Below are 24,706 nucleotides of genomic sequence, written 5' to 3'. Positions count from 1 at the left end.
ATAATGAAAAGTGAGCTTCATATCCCAAGTGATTTGAATTATTTAAGTATCGTCGAAAGTTGGTTGCTGGGATGCTTGAAAGTCCAGCTAGGAGAATCTGTGGACTGGTCTCGACAATCAAGTCGTTTAAGACTGGCTTTGGTAGAAGCCTACTCTAATGTGGTGCGTCATGCCCACAAAGAGCAGCCAAATTTGCCAGTATTACTGCGTTTGGAACTGAAAGAACGAGATATTTCCCTAGAAGTTTGGGATTACGGTGAAGGCTACGATATGTCTACCTATTTAGCACCTAACCCTCTAGACAAACAAGAAGGTGGTTATGGATGGCTGATTATGAATCGTTTAATGGATAAGGTCGAGTACCAATTACAAGTTAACGGCGCTAACTGTCTAAAGTTAGAAGCTACCATTCCAGAATTGGTGAAATAACCATGAAGTTTGTTGACTCTCAACACAAAAAATTGAGGTTACTGGTGTATTAAGAAAAATTAAGGGAATGCTAACTTTTACTAAATTTATTTGATTTATAGGGGTAACTTATCAAATACTGTAAAGGAAGAGTTACCAAAACAAATAATTGGTAACAGCAAGCCTTGATTACCCCTACATTACAATCAAAGTCATGATTCCACCTATGGAAGCTTTATTTTGTTTGTCTCCCCGTTATCGTCTGGATGATGAGTTACCTTGGCTAGAAGGGATTGATCCTAGTCGCCATTATTGGATTGCTGTGAACGGAGACAAGAATTTAACTATAGCTATTCCTGGGTTAGTGGTTGACTCAATAAATGATTTTAAACAGGTTATCCGCCAATTTCGCTCTTTGCAGCCAGGGGAACAAATAACTTTCGGAAGAATAGCTAAAACTTGTAAAATTCGCTGTGTTAGCCTAAATTGCTATGCGGTAGAAACAGAAATTAATAATGCGCCTGTGTGGCATTTGTTTGATCAAGAAACTTTAGATAGCCTACTCATGACAGCACACCCTGATTGGGTGTGCGCACCAGCAGATGTTGAGTTGGGAAGAAAATTATTAATGCGCTCTTTACAGTTAGCAGTGGCTACCAAGAGCTAATATTTTTTGTTTCATACAACTATTTTTCTGGACGCAAAGCCAGCAACTCTTGGGGAGAAGCTAGGAGTTTGATTTTGGTGTAGGTAATTTGTCGTTGTGCGTTTAAGATAAACACCCACATCACATTTACACCACACCAAGAAGTTTGGGCTTTACCTGTAATTTGAACTTGGATTTGGTCGTTTTCCAAATTTTCAATAATTCCTTGGCGAGGATCGGCTTTAACTCCTTGGGCTTCTTGTTGTAAATAAGATGCGATCGCATCTTTGCCTACAATACCAGATTCAAAGGGCGGATGCATCACACCATCTTCGGCAAACAGTGTAGCTGTTTGTTCAAATTCACCAGCATTTAAGGTGGCAAAATAATTTAAGATACAAGGTTCTGTAATTCCTTCAATCTGAATTGCGCTTATAGATTGAGCAGTTGTCATAAAATTCCCATTATTAAACTCACTGAAAATTAATTTGAATATAAAAGCCAATATAAAAAAAGCAGCTGTTGAGGTAGATTGTTAATTTCAGCTATTTCTTAAGAAAGAAGTTGTTCCCAGATTTTTATCTGGGAACAACTTTTGGCAAATCATTGAGGTTGGGAGAATATCACAATGTTATTTAGTCAGCTAAAGGATCAACACCCATTTCAGTGACTACTTTGCGAAGAACTGTAATTTGTTGACCAAAATCTAATTCTTTGATTGCTTCTAGTACTTGTCCACCGTCGCGAGAAAGTTTGTAGTCGCTTGGTACTGGTACAACAAAACCTTTCACCATCAATTCTGATAATTCGTACCAAAAAGCCAACTTGGTGTTTGCACTCAGAATACCGTAAGAGCGAGTAAAGGCAGTATTTTTCTTCGCAACCAAGTCACGCATTACGTTTAATTGGTCGGCGTGGGACATCTGCTTGATTTGATTTAGTAGGCCTTCAGCTAACTGTAAACGAGCCGCGCCTGTAGCTGCTGGTGTAATAGAACGCCCCATTTCTGTGTAAGCATACCACAGCACTGCTAGTTGGTCATCGACACTTAAGCTTTGAAATACAGCAATTGTGGAAGCAACAGCATCAACAGGCTGAATGCTGTAGTTAACAGCTTTAGAGAAGCGGGTTGATGCTGAATCAGAAGTGAATGTCATGATGGCACCACAGTTGATTAGTTAAGTATGCTGGAAATTAGAGAGAGGCTTATATTGCCTCTTGCTTTCCAATGTTGCATTATTTCTTTACAAGTTGCAAATAAAATTTACAAATACCTGGGGTAGCAAACTTTCTATGGCAGTATTGACTGTGTAAGGTATAATAACGCTGCTCAAAATCTGGGCAAAATTGAAATCAAGAAAATGAATCAGTGTTATGTAACCAGCAGCAGTAAAGTAAAAGAAAAAGCTTTAGAGCTAGGCTTTCACAAAGTTGGAATTGCTGCTGTAGATGAGGGAGATAATACAGAAGCACAGAGGTTACAAGCATGGATAAGCCTGGGTTATCACGCCGATATGGCATGGATGGGTAACCCGAAACGACAAGATATTAGTTTAGTAATGCCAGAAGCGCGATCGCTTGTGTGTGTGGCGCTGAATTACTACACCCCACATCAACGCCCGGAAGGTGAAGAATACGCCAAAATCTCTCGCTATGGCTGGGGGCGAGACTATCACAAGGTCATGCACAAAAAACTCAAGCAGCTGACTGCTTGGTTAGAATCACTGGGTGAAGGTGTGAAAGCCAGGTACTATGCAGATACTGGCCCTGTGCAGGATAAAGTCTGGGCGCAAAATGCCGGAATTGGTTGGATTGCCAAAAATGGGAATGTAATTACTAGAGAGTATGGCTCTTGGGTATTTTTGGGGGAAGTTGTGACAAATTTAGAACTAGAATGCGATCGCCCCCATACACAACATTGCGGTAGCTGTACTCGTTGTATGGAAGCTTGCCCTACTGGTGCAATTACCCAACCGTTTGTAGTAGATGCCAATCGCTGCATTGCGTACCATACAATCGAAAATCGGGGAGAAAAATTACCAGAGGCGATCGCATCAAACTTACAAGGCTGGGTTGCTGGTTGCGATATTTGCCAAGATGTTTGTCCTTGGAATCAGCGATTTGCCCACACAACTGATGTGGCTGATTTTCAACCGTATCCTGGGAATATTGCGCCCAAGCTGATAGAATTAGCAAAAATCTCAGATGAGGAGTGGGATAAACGATTTCCGGCATCAGCGTTGCGGCGGATTAAGCCAGAAATGTTAAGACGGAATGCCCGTGCTAATCTTGACGCATCCAGGCAAAATAATGACTCAGAAAGTAATTGTTTTTGATTTTGATGGCACGATTGCAGATACAGTAGATGCTCTTATAGGTATTGCCAATCGTTTAGCTATAGAGTTTGGCTATAAACAAATCACTCCTGAACAACTCGCTCACTTGAGAAATTTAACTTCGAGAGAAATTATTAAATACTCAGGTGTTTCTCTCTTGAAAATTCCTTTTCTCCTCAAGAAAGTCAAATCAGAACTAAAAAATAAAATTCACGAATTTCAACCAATTCCCGGCATTCAAGAAGCACTTACAGAACTAAAAAATCAAGGTTACAAGTTAGGAATTATCACATCTAACTCTCAAGAAAACGTTACAGCTTTCTTGAACCATCATGATTTAGATAACCTTTTTGATTTTATTTATTCCGGAGTAACAATTTTTGGCAAAACAACAATAATCAATAATGTATTGAAGCAAAAGCAACTGAAAACTCAAGCAGTTATTTATGTGGGTGATGAGACCAGAGATATAGAAGCATCCAAGAAAGCTAATATTAAAGTAGTGGCAGTCACTTGGGGATTTAATTCTCCAGAAGTATTATCAAAGCAAAAGCCAGATTTTTTAATTCATCATCCTAGCGAACTGCTAGATATTGTGAAAAATTGTTGTTAATTAAAAGGTAACTGGTAATGGGGAGTGGGAAGTAATTTTTTTGGTCACTTCTACATTAACTACTATCTATATAAATCAAGAACAAAGCATAAAGTGTGAAGTATGAATTTTTATACTTCACACTTCACACTTCATACTTTAGATGACTATTTTTTAGGTTGACCCTTTTCTATAGCTTGTTTTACTAAATCATCGCTGACATTAGAAACGCCTTCGTTGCGAGAACCACCAACTTCTTTTGCTAACTCTAAATAATCATCAGGATTACCTGTTGGTTGGGCTTCAGTAGTTCTATCTTCTGCTTCGGGAACTTCTAATTTAGGTGCGGTTGCTGCTTGTGCTGCTGCTTCGCCTTCGGGGGTACGGTCTATTTCGCTAACGCTGAACTGCTGTGCTGCTGCGTAATCAGCCTCAAAATCTACTTTTTGTACTTTTTCTTCGCCACTAGCCATATTTTCTGCGGCTAATTGTGCATCATGGGTAGTAGCTTCATTGGGATTGGGTTTTATTGTATCAGCCATAATTTAACTCTTGTGTAATTTTCTTAAATGCTGGGGCGATTGTACCAAGGTAAATTGCTGAATTACTGCCACCTAGGGAGAGATTATGACCTCTATTAATAGGTAGATATAAATTTTAATTCTAAATTGAAATAAGTCTTTCTCTAGAGGGGAGATCGTAATTATCAAATTTTGTTAACTCTTAGTTTGATATGATAATTTCTCGGAGATAAATTATGACTGCCAGTTACGAAAAAAACGCTCCTCAAGCTTTAAGTAATGAAACTCAAAATGTTGTCAAAGCCTTTAATAGTTTAGATACTGATGCTAAATTAGCATGGTTTTATCTTGTTTATGAAAACATGGGTGACTCCATTACTCCTGCGGCTCCGGCTGCGGCAGAACCGGAATTAGCACCACTTTTATTAAATGATTATCTCCAACTTTCTGATGAAGAACAATTGAATGTAATGCGGGATATAGTTAACCGCAAAGACACAGAATATTCTCGCGCTTACGGTGCATTGAAAGAAAATAATCAATTGTTAGTTTGGTATGTTTGGGCTGTAGCAATGGGTGATTCAGTAGTTGATTATCCTGATAACTACGAACCAAGTAAAGCAATTAATGATTTGCTTTCTCAAATTCAAGGTTTAGATTTTGAAGCGCAAATGTCAGTGTTTAGAACCATTGCTGGCGAAATGGGCTACAGTGATGTCCAGCCAATTGAAACTCAAGCTGAAACTGGTAAAACTTCTAGTCTTTAATTTGTAGATAGAGCGATTTTAATCATTCGTGAGACACAAGATACCCGACTTCTTTGATAAGTCGGGTATCTGAACAAAAACAATTCTTAAGTTTTGCTCAAACAGCCAAGTGAGTCAAATCATTTGGTGTTAGGTGAGAGTGTACTACTTCACCATCGCGGAACCAAACAATTCGCTGGGTTTGACGAGCTACATCGGGTTCGTGAGTTACCATGACTACGGTGATACCACTGGCGTTTAATTCGGTGAAAATGTCTAAGACTTCTTGGGTTGTGCGAGAGTCAAGTGCGCCTGTGGGTTCATCGGCGAGGAGTACGACGGGACGGTTGACAATTGCACGAGCGATCGCTACTCTTTGTTGTTGTCCGCCTGAGAGTTGATTTGGTTTGTTGTTGAGGCGTTTTTCTAAACCAACTCGTGTGAGTGCAACAACCGCGCGATCGCGTCTTTCTGTCGGGTTAACATTAGCATAGGCCATTGGTAACATAACATTTTCTAAGGCTGTCAGTTGGGGTAAAAGATGAAATTGTTGGAAGACGAACCCCAATTTTTTATTGCGGATGTGTGCTAGAGCTTTATCATCCATTTGGGCAACATCAACGTTATCTAAATAATAATGTCCGCCTGTGGGACGATCTAAACAGCCGATAATATTCATGGCTGTAGATTTACCTGAACCAGAAGGCCCCATAATTGAACAATACTCGCCTTCATGGATAGTTAAATTCACATCGTTGAGGGCTTTGACTTCGGTTTCACCGCTACCGTAGACTTTAAAGATATTTTCTAAACGAATAATTGCCGATTTTGGTACAGGATTAGGAACTAAAGAATCGGTTATTGAAACAGTTGTCATAAATATTTAGTTATTAATTAATGCTCAATTCAATAGTAATTAATTTTATTTTAGTTTTCCCCCTAGTCCTTTATTTATCCACCACAAACCCAACCTAATACAAATAAAGGTAACAAATAAACTCAATATTAAAGATGTTCAAAAGGGATGGGGTGGATTGTTAGGAGAGAATTTGGCTAAGGGTTGGTTTATTTTATCAATGTGTTGGACAATAACACCGGAGATAATTGCACCGCCTCCAAAGCCGATACCTATTACTTGGATGGTGTTGTTTAAAAAGCGATCGCTTTTTCAATGTTGTCGTGTTTACTAAAAGTGGGATATGAATTTAAACCGTGTTGTGGCGACAGGGTTCTGTGTCGTCACGACAAGGTTTCGTTTCATAACGACAGGGTTTCGTGTCGTGACGACAAGGTTTCGTTTTATAACGACAGGGTTCTGTGTCGTGACGACAAGGTTTCGTTTTATAACGACAAGGTTCTGTGTCATAACGACAAGGTTTCAAGACATCAGATCTCTGACTTTTGTAAAAAATTGGGGATCTTGATTATCGCAAATATTTTTTATCTTAGTAGCTAAATGGTATAATTTTATACTTTAATATAAAAGCATGAGAAAGGCGATCGCCCTCGGACAAGAGTCTGCGAGGTTTTTAATCCTGTCAACTAATATACTAAGCACTTCTTAATGCCACAATTGGGTCAAGTTTAGCCGCACGGCGAGCAGGAACGACACCGAAGAATAAACCGATCGCACCAGAAACACCAACTGCGGTAGTAATGGCTATGGGAGATATGCCTGCTTCTAAGGGCGTTAAACTTGCAACTATCATAATGCCACTGACACCAACAGCGGTTCCGACTATACCGCCAATTGCAGAGACAATCACCGCTTCAATCATGAACTGTAGCAATATATCTTGTTCTGTTGCACCGATTGCTTTTCGCAGTCCGATTTCTTGGGTGCGTTCGGTGACGGAAACTAGCATGATATTCATGATACCGATTCCGCCGACAAATAGAGAGATGCCAGCGATCGCAGCCAGCATAATTGTTAATGCACCTGTAATTTGACCAACTGTTTGCAAAGCATCTTTTTGTGTGCGGATGGTAAAGTCATCTTCGCCGATGATTTTGTGGCGTTGTCGCAGCAAATTGGTAATTTGAAAAACTGCTGCATCTACACTATTGGCATTCTTCGCCGAAGCGACAATAAAAGTTAACTCTAATCCATAAGGAGAAGTCCGTCCGACAATGCGGTTTGCCATTGTAATTACAGGTATCAAGGCCGCATCATCATAATCAACACCTAAATTGGAACCTTTGGCAGCTAAAACTCCAATCACCCGAAAACTGGTATCCTTGATGCGTAACTGCTGACCAACAGGATTACTATTACCGAAAAGTCTTTCAGCCAATTTTGCACCCAGCACCACAACTTGGTTACTGCGTTTCATGTCTACTTCAGTAAAAAACCGCCCTTTGTCGGTTTCAAAGTCTCGCACTGTTAAAAAACTGGGCGTTGTCCCGATAATGTTGACATCGGTGTTTTTGTTAGCGTAAGTCACCACCTGCCTGCTGTTTAACTCCGCAGTCACATCTGCTATGGTTGGTACTTGAGTAGCGATCGCTCTAGCATCTTCCAGAACTAAAGTTTTCGGCACATCACGAGAAATACGCTGAGTTTCTTGATTACCAGGAATCACAAACAATACGTTCGGCCCCAAAGATTCTAACTGATTAGAAACGTATCTCTGTCCACCTTCACCAATGCCAATCATGGCAATTACCGAAGCATTACCAATAACTATACCTAGCATGGTGAGGGCGCTACGCAGCTTATTCGACAGCAGAGTTTTCCGTGCCATTTGTACGCTTTCTAAGAAGTTCATTGCTTTTGTGATTCCTGCGCCTTCTTGATTTTATAGTCCTTGGGTAAGTCAACAAACACGCGATCGCCTACTTTCACTCCTGACAAAACTTGAGTTTGGTCGCCAACTTGCGCTCCTGTTGTGACTTCTCGAAACTGGGGTTGATTTTTCGCATCAGGGACAAGTACACCAGTTTTACCTTTTTCGGTGACAATGGCCACGGTGGGTAATACTAAAGTATTGCTGATGCGATCGCCTAAAAAAGTCAAGTCAACATTTAAGCCAGAACGTAGTTTATCCAAACCTGTATCTAAAGTCACCCGCACCTGAAAAGATGTCACACCTTGTTCTACCACTGCTTCTGGCGCAATCAAGCGGACACGACCTTTAAATACTTGGTCAGGATAAGCATCAGCCACAATTTCTACTTCTTGTCCTGGTTTAACTCTGCCAATATCTGCTTCGGGGATTTGTGCTAAGACTTCTAAACCTTTAGCAACAGCCACAATAGAACTAGAAGTTGCCGACGCACTTGTAGATGCAGAGGTAGTTGGTGTGACAAATGCGCCGATGTTGGCATATTTCTGCGTCACAATTCCATCAAAGGGTGCGCGAATGATCGTTTCTTGCATTTTGACATTAGCCGCTGCTAATTGAGCTTGCGCTGCTTTAACTGCGGCTTGGCGTTGGGCAATTTCTTCTTTGCGTGTACCATTTTCTAATAAAACTAATGCGGCTTGTGCTTCGGTAACAGCGGCTTCTTTCATTTCTATTTCTTCACTGCGCGAGCCACTTTGCATTAGCGACAACCGCCGACGAGCTTCTTCTAAATTAGCTTTAGCAGATTTATCTTCACTGATTGCTTGATCTAATAATTGCTTTTTCTCTGCACCTTCTTGGTAAAGATATTGGTAACGCTTGACTTGTTCTATGGTGTAGTTTACCCGCGCTTGGGCTGCATCAACTTGGGCTTGAGCTTGGGCAATTTCTTGGGGACGATTACCAGCCCGCGCTTGGGCTAATTGAGCTTGGGCTTGCCGCAAACGGGCTTTCGCTTGCATAATTTCTTGGGGACGAGTCCCGGCTAAGGCCTGGTCTAATTGGGCTTGGGCTTGGGCTAAGTTGGCGCGGTACTGAAGAATTTGGGCTTGTAAATCGCTTATATCCATCCGGGCGATAACTTGATTTTGCTGTACGCGATCGCCCTGTTCGACATATAATTCTGCCAGCACCCCAGGATTTTTCGGACTGATATTCACACTTTGAACGGGGACAACCTTACCACTAGCAGTAATTTTCAAAGTCACATTTTTAGCTTCTACAGGCACAGTTAGTTGTGTAACATCTTGTTCGTTTACTCCCCGATTAAATATGTTGGCAGTAGTAGCAACACCAACAACAACAGCACCCGTGGCTATCAACCCCATCAGCCAGCGGAATGGGTGATACACTTTGCCAATAACGGGGACTTCTATGTAGGTGTTCATAATCACGGTCTAATAAATACTTTTGGGCTTTTGAATTGAGCTAGAGTTACTAGTTGGGATGGGTTACAAGCTGTAGGGCTAAAATGACAGATAGTACTTCTTCTAGTTATTTAGAACTTTGTAACATATCAATTAACGTTCCTTAATACTAGTCTTTAGTAATTTTACGCGCCTTCACCTAAATGGGTGAACTCCGAGATTTCATCAAAGTCCTGAATACAACACCAAAAAAAGTTTTCAGACATCCTCTAAAGTAAATTATTGACTAGGGGAGTCAGTGCAGTGGACGGGTTCCCGGCATAAAGGAGACAGTGCCGTGGTGAGACAGTCCGCAAAAGAGGGGGTTTCCCCCCGAAGGAAATGCAACAGATGGTTTCCCGACTCCCTAACTGTCGTCAACTGGCGTTGTGTTATGGCGTTAGCCTAAAGCACTACCAAAAATGAAAAACGTCCTTTCCTCGCAACTATCTCTGAGTCTCAGCGCGGTTATTTTCAAGCTATAGGATTCATATTTGATTAGTGAAAAAAATCAGTACACATCTAACTTTCCTATTATCTGTTCCCTGTTAAGAGTTCCCTACCTACACAAGGATTTTCAGTAACCAAATCGAATTCCTATAGTTACACAAAATTAATTACGCCAAATATAAGCTGAAAAGCTTGTGTAGTCAAAGCTCAATCTGTAATTTATCTATTAGTTTCCTGAGCAGCAAAATTTAGTGATTGCCCAGATAAGCAAATTAATTAAAAAAGAACAGTCTTTTCTGATACTATTAAGAAATATCAAAATGACTTAACATCAAAATTAGAGTTCTATAGGTACAGCATGGTCTTTTGGCGCTGCTTTGTTGCCTCTGGCTTGATTATTTGCTTCGCATCTGGCTGCGATAACAAAGCACAATTATCAATCAAAAATACCCAGCAAGTGGTGCAAGAAATTAATGTTTCTCAGTTGCTGACAGAAGCAAAAACTAGTCAAAAGGCAGAAGATTTATTTCATGAAGGCAATCAATTATTAGATGAGCAACGTTACCAAGATGCTATAGCAATATATGACAAAGTAATCGCCTTCAAACCAGAAAGTGCTGATGCTTGGATAAACCGAGGCATAGCTTTAACAAAATTGCAAAAACACACAGAAGCACTAGCATCGTATGATAAAGCGATCGCCATAAAAGCTGATAAAGATGAAGCGTGGTACAACCGAGGTAATGCTTTAGTTGCATTGCAAAGTTATAAAGCAGCAATTGCAGCTTATGATAAAGCGATCGCCATTAAACCAAACAAGCACGAAGCCTGGATAAACCGAGGCATAGCCTTGACAAAACTGCAACGTTATCCAGAAGCACTAGCATCGTATAATAAAGCGATCGCTATCAAACCAGACAAGCCAGAAGCTTATTACAATAGAGCTTGTACTTATGCTTTACAAAACAAAGTAGACTTGGCGATTGAGAACCTAAAAACAGCCATCCGTCTAGTTCCAGGAAAATACCAACAGTTAGCGAAAATCGATCCAGATTTTAAGAAAGTACGTAGTGATCAAAGATTTCAACAATTAATTCAATAGCTGCTTCCAACAGCGAGAAAGTATAAGTGGCAATATGCGCTCTGTTGCAAGTTACAGAGTATGATTTGGAATAACTAAATCTAATCTCTGCGTTGCTTTGCTCGCTGCGATCAAAAATCATATATGAAAAAATTATTAATTACCGGAGCCAGTGGTTTTTTAGGATGGCATCTTTGCCAACTAGCAAAACCAGAATGGGAAGTTTATGGTACATATTATTCACATTTTCTAGAAATTCCAGGAATCAAAATACTGAAAGTCAATTTAACGGACTTTCAAGAATTAAAACAACTATTTAAAGATATTAACCCAGCCGCAGTTATTCATACAGCCGCCCACTCACAACCAAATTTTTGTCAAATTTATCCTCAAGAATCACACATTATTAATGTCACAGCATCTTGCAATATAGCTGGGTTGTGTGCAGATTATTCTATTCCTTGCGTATTTACATCAACCGAGCAAGTCTTCAATGGTTTAAATGCTCCATATAAAGAAACTGCACCTGTATGCCCTATAAATATATATGGTGAGCAAAAAGTCATGGCTGAAATGGGTATGTTAGAACGATATCCCATGACCGCAGTCTGCCGGATGCCTTTAATGTTTGGCAGGGCAACACCTGCGGCACAAAGCTTTATTCAACCATTTATTCAAACTTTAAAAGAAGAAAAACAATTAAATTTATTTATTGATGAATTTCGCACACCAGCCAGTGGTACAACAGCCGCTAAAGGATTGTTGTTAGCTTTAGAAAAAGTGAATGGAATCATTCACCTAGGAGGGAAAGAGCGGATTTCACGTTATGACTTCGGGCAGTTATTAGTAGAAATATTTAAACTACCATCCACAGGCATAAGAGCCTGCCAGCAAAAAGATATAAAAATGTCAGCACCCAGACCACAAGATGTTTCTTTAGATAGTTCTAAAGCTTTTGGGTTAGGATATCAACCTTTATCTATCAAAGAAGAATTACAAATAATAGCCAAATATTAATAACAGATATAGCTTTCAGAGCCTATTTATAAAGTAAGTATTAAGTAGAGTGTGTTACTGCTATGCAAAGATTTGAGGCTTTGAGAGAGCTAGGATTAGCCGTAACGCACCATATCTTTCGGTGCGTTATAGCAACGCGTAACGCACCCTAAAATTTAAGCTTTACTTTATAAATCATCTCTCAAAGGTTAATAGCAACGTTGAGTGGGTGGTTTAAATTTTAAATCCTCCATTTTGCTGTTATTTCACTAACTTAAACTTATATCTCAAGAAAGAGGGTGCATACTTAATCGTCTGCAAAAATTTAAATTGTTTAATAACAATGCATAACTCGGCATTACTTATTATTAAGCAACAAAAAGCTAAGCAATTATTAATAGACTTCTTGCAAAATTCTAAAACATCAATAATTAACCGCAGATAGACGTAGATAAAATCTACTTATGCAAGAGGTCTAATGATTTCAAAAAAATAAACTGATGCCTGCGGCTATTTTTTTGATAGATGGATGGAATGAAATGAGTAAATAAAATACTTGTTTTCAATTAGTTTATCGTTTCGGGGGAAGTAGCTTATATCTGATAGGCAAAAGCCTAGGTTTTCAAAAAAACATCACAACAGAGAGTAAAAATCAATCTCTACCAAGACTTTTAAAACTCAAAAAATTGAGAATTTAGTACACACATACAAGGAAATAAAAGCATGAAATTCCTGAATTTATCTAAGTCTGTTTTAGTTAGTTTATTCGCTATCAGTTGTGCAGTTGCACTATCTACACCTATTTCTGCTCAAACTGGAGGAACTGGTACAGGCACTAGCGGAACGGGAACTAGCACAGGAACCACAGGTACGTCTGGAACCACCGGAACCGACACTACAGGTACTGGAACAGGAATTACAGGAACTGGTACTACAGGTACTGGAACCACCGGAACTGGCACAGGAACTACAGGCACGGGTACTGGAACTGGAACAGGAACCACAGGAACTGGTACTACAGGTACTTATGGTACAGGTACAGGAACTACTGGAACTGGTACAGGAACCACTGGAACCGGCACTACAGGTACTTATGGTACAGGTACAGGAACCACAGGTACTTCTGGAACCACTGGAACTGGTACAGGAACTACAGGCACTGGAACAACCGGAACTGGCACTACAGGCACTTATGGTACAGGTTCCGGAACCACAGATACCACAGGAACAGGAACTGGTACTACAAGTACTTACAGTACAGATCAAGGAAGGACAAACACTACAGGTACTACCTCTTACCAAGGAACTAACGATGTGAGAGGCGATCGCAATTCCAATTGGGGTTGGTTAGGTTTACTTGGTCTGGCTGGTTTAGCAGGATTAACTGGTAAGCGCCAGGAACCCACAGTTTACCGTGATCCTAATGAAGTGCGTTCGACTACCAGATATTAAATCACCATCCAGCCTGACTCTTGCAGCTAAATTTGCACAACATATTTTAGATCCCTGACTTTTAAAAAAGTCGGGGATTTATGTTTTTAGTTTATTTATATTGACCTAATATACCAATTTGAAAAATATTTGCGACAGATGAATTGATAGAAGCTATACACAGATAGCAATTTCCAATCTAAAATCCAAAATCTAAAATCCAAAATCCAAAATGTATTAGTCTGCCATCCCAGCAAAATATTGATAAGCTGATGTCTAATGTCTACAGCCTTAGGATTGAAAGCAGTACTTCAACAGATCCAGCAATAAGACAGATATTAATCAATCCAGTCAACAAGAAGGATTTATTGAATGTCGGTGGGAATACGCTACGATTGGCAGGAAGCAGAGATTCAGAAGATTTACGAAATGCCATTGCTAGAGCTGATTTATCAAGCTGCTAGTGTACATCGCCAATATCATGACCCTAAAAAAATACAGGTCTGTAAACTGATCTCCATTAAAACAGGAGGTTGCCCTGAAGATTGTAGCTACTGCGCTCAATCTTCTCGTTACAAAACAGAAGTAAAACCACAGGCGCTTCTGGACAAAGATACAGTGGTGAATATTGCCCAAACAGCTAAACAAAAAGGTGTAAGTCGTGTCTGTATGGGTGCGGCGTGGCGAGAAGTGCGAGATAACTCTCAGTTTGAAACAGTGCTGGAAATGGTCAAAGAAGTGACTGACATGGGTTTAGAAGTATGCTGCACCCTTGGTATGTTAACAGCTGACCAAGCAAAGCGATTAGAAACAGCCGGATTGTATGCTTACAACCACAACTTAGACACCTCGGAAGACTATTACAGCACAATTATTACCAGCAGGACTTACAGCGATCGCCTGAATACAATTGAAAATGTCCGGCAAACTAACGTGACTGTCTGCTCTGGTGGTATCTTGGGCTTAGGCGAAACTGCGGCTGACCGTGTATCAATGTTATGCACTCTGGCAAACCTCAATCCTCATCCAGAGTCAGTCCCCATTAACATTCTTTCTCAAGTTGAAGGAACGCCGCTAGAAAATCAACCAGATGTCCCCTTTTGGGATGTAGTGCGGATGATTGCCACAGCACGTATTGTGATGCCCACTTCTGATGTGCGGTTGAGTGCTGGCCGCGCCCGACTTTCTCAAGTTGAACAAGCTTTTTGCTTTATGGCAGGAGCTAATTCTATCTTTTCGAGCGACGATAACAAAATGCTCACAGTTACCACACCTTGTCCAGATTATGATGCTGACCAGGAAATGTTGAACTTGTTGGGCTTAGAAATGCGTCCACCTGTTCAAAGACAAAATCAGGTAGCTAGTCCTGCGGCTGTAGGATAACTAAATAGGGTGCAAGGGGTTAAGGGTGTAAGGGAATTCTGCCTCACTTCTACCCTTACACCCCCATACCCTTAATTCTTAGAGGATTTTAGCAGCACGTAGACCGAACAACAGACCAGCTGCGATCGCTGTAAATAAAGCCAAAAAACCGATGTAAGCAACTACTGCGAACATTTTAATGCTTCTCCACAATACTTCACTAAATCTATTGAACCATTAGTCAAGGGTCAATGGTCAATGGTCAACAGGCTAAAGAATGCAATTTCAGACTTCATACTTCAGACTTCATACTTCATACCCAGATTGCGATAGAATACAAGCCCACAGCGCTTGTTTAGGGATGGGTAATGACTTCTACCATTAACGTTAATTTACCGCAGCAGTCTTACGAAATTGCGATCGCACCTGCGAGTTTAGATCAACTTGGTCAAAGCATGGCCAATCTCAAGCTAGGTCAGAAAGTACTTTTAGTTTCTAATCCCACCATTTTCAAGCATTATGGCGAAAGAGCGATCGCATCATTAAAATCGGCGGGATTTGAAGTAGCTAGTTATTGCTTACCCGCTGGGGAACGCTACAAAACCCTCAATTCTATCCAAAAACTCTACGATGTTGCCTTAGAAAACCGCCTGGAACGTTCCTCCACAATGGTAGCTTTAGGGGGAGGCGTAATTGGTGACATGACTGGTTTTGCGGCTGCAACTTGGCTGCGGGGAATTAACGTTGTCCAAGTGCCTACCACTCTTTTAGCAATGGTAGACTCTGCCATTGGTGGCAAAACAGGTGTAAATCATCCCAATGGCAAAAACTTAATTGGCGCATTCCATCAACCGCGTTTAGTATTAATTGACCCAGAAGTATTGAAAACTCTGCCTGTACGCGAGTTTCGTGCAGGGATGGCAGAAGTCATCAAGTATGGCGTAATTTGGGATGCGGAATTGTTTACCCAAATGGAAGCCAGTAAACATCTCAATCAACTCCGATACATGAAGCCGGAACTGTTGAACGAGATATTGACTCGCTCTTGTCAAGCCAAAGCTGATGTTGTCGGCAAAGATGAGAAAGAAGGCGGAATACGGGCGATTTTGAATTATGGACACACTATCGGTCATGCCATAGAAAGTTTGACAGGTTATCGGTTACTGAATCATGGCGAAGCTGTAGCGATCGGTATGGTAGCTGCTGGACAAATTGCTGTCAACTTGGGTATGTGGCAACAAGCAGAAACTGACCGACAAAATGCCATCATTCAAAAAGCAGGTTTACCAACAAAATTACCTGCGGGTGTAGATATTGCTGCAATTATTGATGCACTCCAACTAGATAAAAAAGTCAAAGCAGGTAAAGTACGGTTTGTTTTACCAACTCAAATTGGTGTAGTTACAGTTACCGACCAAGTACCAGCAGATGTCATCCAGCAAGTATTACAAGAAATGCAATAAATGCAATAGATTAGCTAACAGTGAGGTTGTGAGGCGGCAGATAAACTCTGAGTTACCACAAGGAGCTCTGTGCCGTCCGTTGCAGCGCAGTGTTTGGCGGTGGACGAAAAGCGTGCATATGTAGATACTTGCAGGGTCGGGTGCAAAAAATATGCCACGTTTGCATTTTAGCATTATATTTATATAACGGACTTACAGTACGTTATACAATGCCTCTTACAAACCCCCTATATATTACAGACTACGGTGCAGCTTATGTTGGTGATTCAGTTGAACTACTAGAGCAGCTTGAATCAGACTCAATTGACTTGGTGATGACCTCACCACCTTTCGCTCTGCAACGTAAAAAGACTTATGGAAACGTAGACCAAGAGGAATATGTTGATTGGTTGATTGAATTTTGTAAGAAAGTTTATAGAATTCTCAAGCCAACAGGTAGCTTTATCCTTGACTTGGGCGGAGCTTATCAAAGTAAGCGACCAGTACGTTCTCTCTACAACTATAGAGTTTTAATTAGGCTTTGCGACGAATTAGAGTTTAGACTGGCAGAAGAATTTTTCTGGTTTAACCCTGCAAAACTACCTTCTCCTATTGAATGGGTTAACAAACGAAAGATTCGGGCAAAAGATTCTGTAAATACTGTATGGTGGCTTTCAAAAACTGACAATCCTAAAGCTAATGTCAGCAATGTTTTAGTACCTTACTCTGAGCGGATGAAGAAGCTACAAGCAGACCCAGAGAAGTATTACAAACCTAAAGAAAGACCTTCAGGTCACGATATTGGTAAGAGTTTTGCTACTAATAATGGAGGTGCTATCCCATCAAACTTGTTAGAAATTCCAAATACTGAAAGTAATTCAAGTTATATACAACTATGTAAGTCTATTTCTGTTCCTCCTCATCCGGCGAGATTTCCCCAAAAACTACCGATGTTTTTTATAAAATTTCTAACTGAACCAGGAGATAAAGTTCTAGATATATTTTCAGGCTCAAATACTACGGGTTTTGCAGCTGAACAACTAGAGAGAAATTGGATAGCTTTTGAAAAAGATTTATCCTATTTAGCATCCTCAGCTTTTCGCTTCTTGGATAAATCTCACACTCCAAATGAAGCTCTTGCTCTCTACGAGAGCCTTCTTACTCAACAAGGCTCTATTTATTTAAAGACTACAAAACAATTAGCCATAAATTTTTGAGTGAATTTACTAAATTAGCAATTTTCTTTAAATTGCTTGTTCATCTTGTTTTGGGTAGACCTTTTCGCCTTCCCTTTCTATCAGCCCTAGAGGAATTTTAGGATTATTAATAGACTCCATACCTCCCACTATTCTAGATTCCCAGTAGCTAAACTTAGTTTCCAGTGAGCTAGGATCAACTTTATATATGGCCTTTAATAATATTCCTTCATACACAGCAATATACCAAGCTTTTACAGCTCGGTATTTGGCTAAGATATCAAGATTAAGATGATGGTGCGTTGTAACACTTCTACTTAGAAGTTTATTAATCGTTTTTAATTCATACTCATTTCCTTCTGCGTCAAGTGCATCGTTTCCTTCCCGTCCAGGAGATATACGCAAGCCAAGTAGAATCAACACTTGAAGAACTTTTCCTCCATTATCCTGGAAAACATCATTGATGCCATATTCATTTGCAAGGCTTTGTAATTCCTGTATAGCCTCAAGTGCAGTCTGTAGTCGCTCTAAATCAGAGCGTCGCTCCTTCGTCGTATTAACTGGTTCCTCAACAGGTTGAACAAGAGAAGGAGGAACAACTGGAGTTTGTAATTCAGTAATAAAGTTAGTGCTGATATCGGCTAGAGGAGTGATGTTCATCAAATACGGCACTGATACTTTAAGAGCTTCAGCAATATCTAGAATTGTCTCGAAAGATGGGGTACGCTCACCACGCTCTATATAGCTAATATGCTCAACAGATTTATTAATAGACTCTGCAAGTTGCTCTTGTGTAATTCCTCTTTCTTTCCGAAGTGCTTGCACTCTATCGCCAAAGAGTTGTTTAGCTTCCTTATACTTTTTGGAACTCATAAAATTTAAAACGGACTAAAAGTACGTTTCAAATCTTATGAATGGCTTCAAAATATGGAAACGAACTGAAAGTGCGTTTTTTGAATAGCATTTAATTTGCATATTGATACAGCAGGGGGGGGTAGGGAGCAAGGGAGAGGGTTTGCAGCTTTTACCACCATGAAAATAGTGCAATTTAAATGACGATTAGCTTACTGTTATTAGCAATAACGATAGAATTAGAGGGTTTCAGCTTAAAGTTAATCACAATTAAAACTAGCTAACAGCTGGTTTACGCTATGATTCCCCAAGTCAAAAATCAATTAACTTTGCAAGAGTTCTTACATCTTCCTCCAGGTGAGGGAGATACTACTTATGAACTTGTGGATGGTCAAGCTATTCCTAAAATGTCACCAAAGTTTTTTCACGCCAAGCTGACTTACGTCTTTTTAGAGTTAATCGAACAATGGCAAAAAGAACAGGGCATCGTCTGCCCAGAATGGTCTGTTACTTTACAACGTCGAGGGCGTGATTGGGTTCCAACACCGGATGTTTTATACATTTCCTATCAGCGCTTACCAGCTAACTGGAATGAAGACGAAGCTTGCCCTGTTCCGCCAGATTTAGTGATTGAAATAATTTCACCAGGACAAACATTTGGCGAAATGGCGGCTAAAGCAAAAGATTATTTGGATGCACAAGTTTTGCGGGTGTGGGTGGTAGACAGCAAAGCCAGAAGTATTACTGTGTTTTTCCCAGATGCAGCACCACAAACATATATGGGAGATGAAGTGCTTCAAGATTCCCTATTTCCAGGGCTGGAATTTACGGTTGAGCAAGTATTTCAGCAGGCAAAAATCCCGTTAAAGTAACCATTTTTTAGTTATGAATTATTAGTAAAGAAGTTGATCCCTGGCTGATTAAAGAAGTCGGGCATACAATACAGAATTATTAAGAGTAATAAGAAGAAATGGTTAATTGCCTCAATAATGAGTTGAGTACTGTTACCCTAGTCTATAGATGATATGAAGTGAAAGAAAAGCATAACACTCAAGGATTGTTCGATGAAAACATTAATTTGCTTGCCTGCGATCGCTTCTTTATTGATGAGTGTGGGATGCCAAGTTGCTTTTTCTCAAAATTCCGATTCTAATTTAAAACAGGAATCAATCGAGTCACAAACATTATTTCAGTTAGATACAGCTAATATTGTGGAAGTTGCTGAATTTAAGCAAGAAATAGATGAAAAAACAGCCTTAAATTTAGTCTGGAAGCTACCACAAGTACAACGCAAAGCTAGGGAAATTGAAAGGCTGTCTAAAGGCAGGATTAAAGTAGGTGCAGTAGTTGATGGTTCTCCTACCTTTAATGAACCTTACTATACAGTTCGCATATTTGAGAATCAACCAGACCATGATTCAACAATTTACTGGTTTCGAGTTTCTAGTACCAATGGTGTGGTAGAAGTTCTCGATTTGATTGAAAATAAATACATCAGTTTGGATGAATGGCGAGAACAATTTAAGCGTTAATACCTGAATAATCTTAAGTTTTAGTTTTGGCGATCGCAATCTATCAGGGATAACAACACTAGTCAACCACTGATAATTAATTCATTTTCAATACTTCAAGTGATTTTAAATACTGCTTTAGTACTATATTTCAGCTACTAGGGCAAAAAATTAATCCCTGAAACCCTTGTCTTTTCAAGGTTTCAGGGACGAGTGGCTAACGGGACTGGTGCGTCTCGAACGCACGACCTAGCGCTTAGGAGGCGCTCGCTCTATCCAGCTGAGCTACAGCCCCAACTATAAGGCATAAATATAATAGCAGTAGTTTTAGCTAGACTGCCAAGAATTGTCCCAAGAACCGCCGCCTATTTCTAAACCACACAGAGAACTATGCGATTTTAGGATGATTTGAGATTGTTTGTCACTAACTTTGCGCAACTCCAAATTCAGATTTCCTTGCATGGTATCCCGACAACAGAACATTAAACCATTTGTGGTCGGCGCACGCAGGGGTGTACCTGGTAGATGGGTGGTTCCTGTCAACTCAACCTCGTAGTGTAGGTTTCTAGCTTGCATTTGCCATCTGCCCCAAGGTTGAATTTGCCATTGTACTTGCGAATTCCAGGGGACAAATTCATAAAATTTGCCTTGATAATGCACCCCAATCATCGCTACAGATTCCATCCACCACAATACACCGCGTCTACCACCACCAGCCGTTAATGCTAAGTCAGGTTCGCCGTCAAAGCAGTTACAGTTTAGCCAAAACCATTTTTGTGGAAAAGCCCCACCCCAATTTTTTTCTCCGTAGGCTGGCGCGTTGGTAAATTCATAGATTTTGCCATTCCAGTCTATCCAGCCACTAGCCAAACCATGCGCCATTAAAATTTGCCAGCCGGGTTCAAAAATCTGTAAAAATGACAGCCAGCCAGCAGTTGATTGCTGAAGACTATTGTGATTTCCCCAAGCATATACTGGCTGAATTTCATACAACCAACGGCAATAAAAACCAGTCGCAGGATCACGAATGATTCCCTGATTTAAGGTAGCTGTGGCTTGATAACCTTCTTGAATGTGCTGTTCAAATTCTCCTGGTAAGAGGTACAGAGGTTGAGTGTTGAGGTTCGTTTTGCCCCAATGTCCTAAAGCTAAGACATCTCGACTAGCCCAAAATTTTTCGACATCGGGAAAAGTCCGACATAAATACTCATCGTTGGGGCCGAGAACTTGGGCTGAACCACCGCTATGGGGTTTACCACCAATGGGGTCTTCAATAGAGTACATGAAAGCAAAGGTTTGTCCGCAGTCTGGCAAAGTTACACGGTAATACCAACCTTCAAAAAAACGACGACTACTGCCATCCCAATGGTAGCCGCTATGTGGTGTTTGAGAATTTACAGGCAAGGAAAACATCAGTATTGATATGCTTGCTAATTGGCTATTTTTTAGTATGCGCGATCGCCTGTCAGCAAATTTGACCATTTTTAGGCGACAGCTAAAATTTCCGGTTATCAGCTAATAACTGCATATATCTACCCTATACTCGCTCTTTTGGCAGATGATCAACTCCCGACTCTAGATAGAACCATCTGTGCAATTACAGAGGGTATGCTGAATATCATTACAAGCTAAGTAAAAAAAAGAACCCAAATTTATTGAGTTCTTTGCAGATTAGTATTGCAATTTCTTTTGTATTAAGGCTTTAGCTTTACCAGCACAGAGTTTAGGAGTGTAAATAATAGTATGACAAATTCAGGCGATCGCGAAAGATATAACAGCGAAACAAGACAAGAATCTTACACCGATAGTTACGGTAACACTCACACTAACGTGACACGTAGCAGTGAGACAGTGAACAACAATCCCAACTCTTACAGAAATGGTTACGTAAATGGTCGAGAAATCGAGCGTAACTACCAACAAGATTATTTAGCTACGCGTGACAATGAAAATGCGTCTCGTGGTTTACTACTGGGAATCTTACTCACTTCTCTAGCTGGTTTAATAGTTGGTGCATTCTGGTACTTTAACCAGCCCAGAGAAGCTGAAGTTAACCAAGTTCAACCAGTGTTGGTTCCCACACCTAACAATGAGCCACCTAGCCCTCAACCACAACAAACCACGATTATTGAAAGAACCAGAGACGTACCTGTTGTAGTTCCACAACCTCAAGTTCCATCTGTAACTATAACTTCCCCACCAGACATTAACGTTAACGTTCCGCCTCAACAGCCTGCGACATCTGGAACCCAAACTACTCCTCAAAGAGATAGTTCTGGTGATACTCCTGCGACTGGTAGTAAAAGTAATACTTCTCAAACCACTGTTCCGCAAGGGTCAAGCGATTCTGACAGAACTCCAAACAGCAGTTCTTCTAATACTGGTGATACTGCTACAGATAAGAGTAACCCTCGATAAATCCTGCATTGCAATATCTCTTAATAAATAAGGAACTAAGTAATGGAAAAATCTTAAGAAAATTTTTCCTAGTATTGCGACAAATTAATGGTAATCAACTTTAGTAAACAGGTATACCATTCAAAAATAGAGCGTGCTAGATTAAGAGCAAGGTACAGAAAGGTTAAGTTTAAGTGAAGTTAAAAACTTGAAATTAGAGCCTGTACCTCCTGCTCTAAGATCTACGCGATCGCAACTCAACTGTCGCATCCTCTGGAAGTGTTTTCGCCTTAAGTCTATTGATTTTGTTGGAGGTTTTTGAACGTAAAGCCAGAAATGCCTGCCTATTAGAATCAAGGATGCTGAAGTCTGAGAACAGCGATTGCATTTGTCCACCTTATTTGAGTTAGTTCTTCTGTTTTTTCAATCTTCTCGAACGACTTTTATATTTAATCAGCCGCCTGAAGTTACTGAACATTAATCGGTCGTAACTTCGGCGGTTAATAGTTTTAAGGATGTAGATATTCCTTGTGTCACTTCCTCAAAGTTAGACTAAAGTTTCATACTTCACACTTCACACTTCATCAAAGTAATCACAGTAACTTCAGGTGGGCAAAAAAAGCGTCCTGGTCGATAAGTTCCTAAGCCACGATTAACATATAACTGATTGTTGGCTACTTTGTGAAATCCCTGCGCCCATTCCCAATATCTCACTACCTTTGAACAATCACCGAATAAAAATGGAACCCAACGCCGCAGTTTTTTCGGGAGTTGTTTGAGTAATTTTTTATAATAAAAAACCGCAGGGCCAAAGCCAGGAATTACAATGTGTCCCCCGTGTGTATGACCAGATAACTGTAAATCAACTCGCCACTGTTCTAATATTTTGGCGGTATCTGGGTTATGAGATAAAACTATGCGGGGTGTCAAAGGGTCTAGTTGTTTCATAACGGGTACAGGATTAAACTCCCGCGACCAATAATCAGCTAAACCTACTATTGGTAATTCTTTTCCGAGTGGATAGGCGATTTCATTCCACAAAACATGAACTCCAATACTAGCGAAAGCATTTGTAACTTCTGCTTGGGAGTGATTGTAGTGTATGTCATGATTGCCGAGTACAGCATAAATACCGCAGCGACTTTGGAGATGTTTAAGTCGCATCACAAGTTGATGAATTGGGCTAGGATCATCAGTTACATAATCGCCAGTTAAAACAATTAAATCAGGTTCTGCTTCATTAGTAACTGCGATCGCTTCTTGCAACATTTCTTCTGATAGCCGCATCCCATCATAATGAAAATCTGATAACTGTACTAAAGTTGTACCTTCTAAAGATTGTGGAAGTTCGGCAATCTTAACCGTGATTTTATCTACACTTAAACGTCCCGTAAACAACCAGTGCATAGTGCAAAAAACACTCCTCATAGCAGCGTTTACAGCTTATCAAATATCAAAATCAAGCTTAAGAAATTGTAAAAACTTAATAACTAATTATTCTCTTTGTAGGGTAATAACTGTTACTTCTGGCGGACAAAATAGCCTTCCTGGGAAATAAGTTCCTAAACCACGATTGACATATAGCTGATTGTTTCCTATGCGATGTAAACCTTGCGCCCATTCCCAATGATGGATAACAAATTTTTGTCTGCGTAAAAATGGAACGCAACGCCGAATTGAGTAAGGTATTAGTTCCAGCATTTTTTTACGATAACCTACAATCACCCCTAAACCGGGAAGCACTATTTGACCACCATGACTATGACCGGATAACTGCAAATCTACGCGCCATGCTTGTAACATTTCCGCCGTGTCAGGGTTATGGGATAGGACAATTCGGGGAATGTTTGGGTCTAGCTGATTCATCACTGGGACAGGATTAAATTCTCGTGAATAACGATCTGCAAGTCCAACTAGTGCTAATTCTTTACCAAAAGGATAGGCGACTTCATTCCATAAAACACGCACTCCAATGTTAGTTAAAGCATGAGTAATTTCTGTTTTTGAGTGTCTGTAATATATATCGTGATTACCAAGTATGGCATAAATACCAGACTGAGTTTGCAATTGCTTCAGTCTTGAAACTAATTCGTGAATTGGTTGCGGAGTAGTTGTAACGTAATCACCTGTTAATAATACTAAGTCTGGTTTTACTTCGTTACTAAGTGCGATCGCTTCCTCTAACATCTCATCAGACAAACCCACACCATCATAGTGAAAATCTGACAACTGCACCAACTTCTTACCTTGTAACGATGCAGGTAAACCCGTAATCTTAACCATTAATTTTTCTACAGTCAACGGCCCAGACAATAACCAATACATAATAGATTTAATAAATTTCAATAATAGCTTTTAAAGTTTAACTAACAATCTGCTATTTGAAAGTTGCAAGTAAAACACTTTTTAGAAACTTGATAAATGTTAATTAAACTCTGGGTTTTTGTGCCTCTGTGGTTAGTATAAAAATTATTGAAATAAATCGAT

Annotated in this window: 26 protein-coding genes and 1 tRNA gene; 14 read left to right on the top strand and 13 right to left on the bottom strand. The window is 40.1% G+C overall.

The window, feature by feature from the left end:
- Nucleotides 1–3: 3 nt before the first annotated feature.
- Together ACMX3D_RS15965 and ACMX3D_RS15960 are read left to right on the top strand one after the other, a co-directional pair.
- On the top strand, nt 4–429 hold the full coding sequence (locus ACMX3D_RS15965; protein WP_482746874.1) for an ATP-binding protein: 426 nt from the start codon (nt 4–6) through the stop codon (nt 427–429).
- A gap of 205 nt (nt 430–634) precedes the next feature.
- Nucleotides 635–1,075, top strand: a complete 441-nt coding sequence (locus tag ACMX3D_RS15960; RefSeq protein WP_482752351.1) for a hypothetical protein — start codon at nt 635–637, stop codon at nt 1,073–1,075.
- Nucleotides 1,076–1,094: 19 nt separating this feature from the next.
- Here the strand turns inward: ACMX3D_RS15960 and ACMX3D_RS15955 are convergent, their stop codons facing one another.
- Both ACMX3D_RS15955 and ACMX3D_RS15950 read right to left on the bottom strand, forming a co-directional pair.
- A complete protein-coding gene (locus ACMX3D_RS15955; protein WP_482746873.1) occupies nt 1,095–1,508 on the bottom strand; it encodes a ketosteroid isomerase family protein in 414 nt (137 codons plus the stop codon).
- Nucleotides 1,509–1,689: 181 nt separating this feature from the next.
- The gene (locus ACMX3D_RS15950; protein ID WP_482746872.1) at nt 1,690–2,211 is read right to left on the bottom strand and encodes an orange carotenoid protein N-terminal domain-containing protein; all 522 of its coding nucleotides are present in this window, start codon (nt 2,209–2,211) and stop codon (nt 1,690–1,692) included.
- A 204-nt stretch (nt 2,212–2,415) separates the two neighbouring features.
- Here ACMX3D_RS15950 and queG point away from each other — a divergent pair, with 204 nt between their 5' ends.
- Both queG and ACMX3D_RS15940 read left to right on the top strand, forming a co-directional pair.
- Entirely contained in the window at nt 2,416–3,390 is a 975-nt protein-coding gene (queG, locus tag ACMX3D_RS15945; protein WP_482746871.1) for a tRNA epoxyqueuosine(34) reductase QueG, read from the top strand.
- The gene (locus tag ACMX3D_RS15940; RefSeq protein ID WP_482746870.1) at nt 3,365–4,003 is read left to right on the top strand and encodes an HAD-IA family hydrolase; all 639 of its coding nucleotides are present in this window, start codon (nt 3,365–3,367) and stop codon (nt 4,001–4,003) included. The genes queG and ACMX3D_RS15940 overlap by 26 nt, the downstream gene beginning before the upstream one ends.
- Nucleotides 4,004–4,149: 146 nt before the next feature.
- Here ACMX3D_RS15940 and ACMX3D_RS15935 read toward each other — a convergent pair whose 3' ends face one another.
- Entirely contained in the window at nt 4,150–4,524 is a 375-nt protein-coding gene (locus ACMX3D_RS15935; protein WP_482746869.1) for a hypothetical protein, read from the bottom strand.
- 215 nt (nt 4,525–4,739) lie between these two features.
- Between ACMX3D_RS15935 and ACMX3D_RS15930 the strand changes: the two genes are divergently transcribed.
- Nucleotides 4,740–5,270, top strand: a complete 531-nt coding sequence (locus ACMX3D_RS15930) for an orange carotenoid protein N-terminal domain-containing protein (protein ID WP_482746868.1) — start codon at nt 4,740–4,742, stop codon at nt 5,268–5,270.
- Between the two features lie 97 nt (nt 5,271–5,367).
- Here ACMX3D_RS15930 and ACMX3D_RS15925 read toward each other — a convergent pair whose 3' ends face one another.
- The 4 genes from ACMX3D_RS15925 to ACMX3D_RS15910 form a co-directional block, all read right to left on the bottom strand.
- Nucleotides 5,368–6,126, bottom strand: coding sequence for an ABC transporter ATP-binding protein (locus tag ACMX3D_RS15925; RefSeq protein WP_482746867.1), 759 nt, complete (start codon nt 6,124–6,126; stop codon nt 5,368–5,370).
- A 328-nt stretch (nt 6,127–6,454) separates the two neighbouring features.
- A complete protein-coding gene (locus tag ACMX3D_RS15920) occupies nt 6,455–6,631 on the bottom strand; it encodes a hypothetical protein (RefSeq protein ID WP_482746866.1) in 177 nt (58 codons plus the stop codon).
- A gap of 168 nt (nt 6,632–6,799) precedes the next feature.
- On the bottom strand, nt 6,800–8,017 hold the full coding sequence (locus tag ACMX3D_RS15915) for an ABC transporter permease (protein ID WP_482746865.1): 1,218 nt from the start codon (nt 8,015–8,017) through the stop codon (nt 6,800–6,802).
- The gene (locus ACMX3D_RS15910; RefSeq protein WP_482746864.1) at nt 8,014–9,483 is read right to left on the bottom strand and encodes an efflux RND transporter periplasmic adaptor subunit; all 1,470 of its coding nucleotides are present in this window, start codon (nt 9,481–9,483) and stop codon (nt 8,014–8,016) included. The genes ACMX3D_RS15915 and ACMX3D_RS15910 overlap by 4 nt, the downstream gene beginning before the upstream one ends.
- Before the next feature lie 826 nt (nt 9,484–10,309).
- On the opposite strand from ACMX3D_RS15910, the gene ACMX3D_RS15905 reads away from it, so the two are divergent.
- From ACMX3D_RS15905 to bioB, 4 genes are all read left to right on the top strand, one after another.
- Nucleotides 10,310–11,053: a tetratricopeptide repeat protein gene (locus ACMX3D_RS15905; RefSeq protein ID WP_482746863.1), complete on the top strand. Its 744-nt coding sequence runs from the start codon at nt 10,310–10,312 to the stop codon at nt 11,051–11,053.
- 123 nt (nt 11,054–11,176) lie between these two features.
- Nucleotides 11,177–12,049 carry an SDR family oxidoreductase gene (locus tag ACMX3D_RS15900; protein WP_482746862.1) on the top strand — a complete coding sequence of 291 codons (873 nt, stop codon included), beginning with the start codon at nt 11,177–11,179 and terminating at the stop codon, nt 12,047–12,049.
- 702 nt (nt 12,050–12,751) lie between these two features.
- On the top strand, nt 12,752–13,480 hold the full coding sequence (locus tag ACMX3D_RS15895; protein WP_482746861.1) for a WGxxGxxG-CTERM domain-containing protein: 729 nt from the start codon (nt 12,752–12,754) through the stop codon (nt 13,478–13,480).
- Between the two features lie 351 nt (nt 13,481–13,831).
- On the top strand, nt 13,832–14,842 hold the full coding sequence (gene bioB, locus ACMX3D_RS15890; RefSeq protein WP_482746860.1) for a biotin synthase BioB: 1,011 nt from the start codon (nt 13,832–13,834) through the stop codon (nt 14,840–14,842).
- 78 nt (nt 14,843–14,920) lie between these two features.
- On the opposite strand, the gene petL is transcribed toward bioB, so the two are convergent.
- Nucleotides 14,921–15,016, bottom strand: a complete 96-nt coding sequence (petL, locus tag ACMX3D_RS15885; protein ID WP_229542885.1) for a cytochrome b6-f complex subunit PetL — start codon at nt 15,014–15,016, stop codon at nt 14,921–14,923.
- Between the two features lie 173 nt (nt 15,017–15,189).
- Between petL and aroB the strand changes: the two genes are divergently transcribed.
- Together aroB and ACMX3D_RS15875 are read left to right on the top strand one after the other, a co-directional pair.
- Nucleotides 15,190–16,284: a 3-dehydroquinate synthase gene (gene aroB / locus ACMX3D_RS15880; protein ID WP_482746859.1), complete on the top strand. Its 1,095-nt coding sequence runs from the start codon at nt 15,190–15,192 to the stop codon at nt 16,282–16,284.
- Nucleotides 16,285–16,493: 209 nt separating this feature from the next.
- On the top strand, nt 16,494–17,480 hold the full coding sequence (locus tag ACMX3D_RS15875; protein WP_482752350.1) for a DNA-methyltransferase: 987 nt from the start codon (nt 16,494–16,496) through the stop codon (nt 17,478–17,480).
- Between the two features lie 27 nt (nt 17,481–17,507).
- Here ACMX3D_RS15875 and ACMX3D_RS15870 read toward each other — a convergent pair whose 3' ends face one another.
- The gene (locus ACMX3D_RS15870) at nt 17,508–18,332 is read right to left on the bottom strand and encodes a helix-turn-helix domain-containing protein (protein WP_482746858.1); all 825 of its coding nucleotides are present in this window, start codon (nt 18,330–18,332) and stop codon (nt 17,508–17,510) included.
- Nucleotides 18,333–18,610: 278 nt separating this feature from the next.
- On the opposite strand from ACMX3D_RS15870, the gene ACMX3D_RS15865 reads away from it, so the two are divergent.
- Together ACMX3D_RS15865 and ACMX3D_RS15860 are read left to right on the top strand one after the other, a co-directional pair.
- Nucleotides 18,611–19,183: a Uma2 family endonuclease gene (locus ACMX3D_RS15865; RefSeq protein ID WP_482746857.1), complete on the top strand. Its 573-nt coding sequence runs from the start codon at nt 18,611–18,613 to the stop codon at nt 19,181–19,183.
- A gap of 192 nt (nt 19,184–19,375) precedes the next feature.
- Nucleotides 19,376–19,843 carry a hypothetical protein gene (locus tag ACMX3D_RS15860; RefSeq protein ID WP_482746856.1) on the top strand — a complete coding sequence of 156 codons (468 nt, stop codon included), beginning with the start codon at nt 19,376–19,378 and terminating at the stop codon, nt 19,841–19,843.
- A gap of 200 nt (nt 19,844–20,043) precedes the next feature.
- Here the strand turns inward: ACMX3D_RS15860 and ACMX3D_RS15855 are convergent.
- Both ACMX3D_RS15855 and ACMX3D_RS15850 read right to left on the bottom strand, forming a co-directional pair.
- Nucleotides 20,044–20,117 (bottom strand) — tRNA-Arg (locus ACMX3D_RS15855).
- 32 nt (nt 20,118–20,149) lie between these two features.
- Nucleotides 20,150–21,235, bottom strand: a complete 1,086-nt coding sequence (locus ACMX3D_RS15850; RefSeq protein ID WP_482752349.1) for a tocopherol cyclase family protein — start codon at nt 21,233–21,235, stop codon at nt 20,150–20,152.
- Between the two features lie 330 nt (nt 21,236–21,565).
- Here ACMX3D_RS15850 and ACMX3D_RS15845 point away from each other — a divergent pair, with 330 nt between their 5' ends.
- Complete coding sequence (locus ACMX3D_RS15845; RefSeq protein WP_482746855.1) at nt 21,566–22,240, top strand: hypothetical protein; 675 nt, start codon at nt 21,566–21,568, stop codon at nt 22,238–22,240.
- 546 nt (nt 22,241–22,786) lie between these two features.
- Here ACMX3D_RS15845 and ACMX3D_RS15840 read toward each other — a convergent pair.
- Both ACMX3D_RS15840 and ACMX3D_RS15835 read right to left on the bottom strand, forming a co-directional pair.
- Nucleotides 22,787–23,626, bottom strand: coding sequence for a metallophosphoesterase (locus tag ACMX3D_RS15840; RefSeq protein ID WP_482746854.1), 840 nt, complete (start codon nt 23,624–23,626; stop codon nt 22,787–22,789).
- A gap of 87 nt (nt 23,627–23,713) precedes the next feature.
- Nucleotides 23,714–24,544, bottom strand: a complete 831-nt coding sequence (locus ACMX3D_RS15835) for a metallophosphoesterase (protein WP_482746853.1) — start codon at nt 24,542–24,544, stop codon at nt 23,714–23,716.
- Nucleotides 24,545–24,706: the final 162 nt, after the last annotated feature.

It is taken from the genome of Anabaena sp. TISTR 8404, assembly GCF_056847745.1.
Note: the sequence above shows the minus strand (reverse complement) of the source record. Positions and strands in the feature narration are given on the sequence as shown.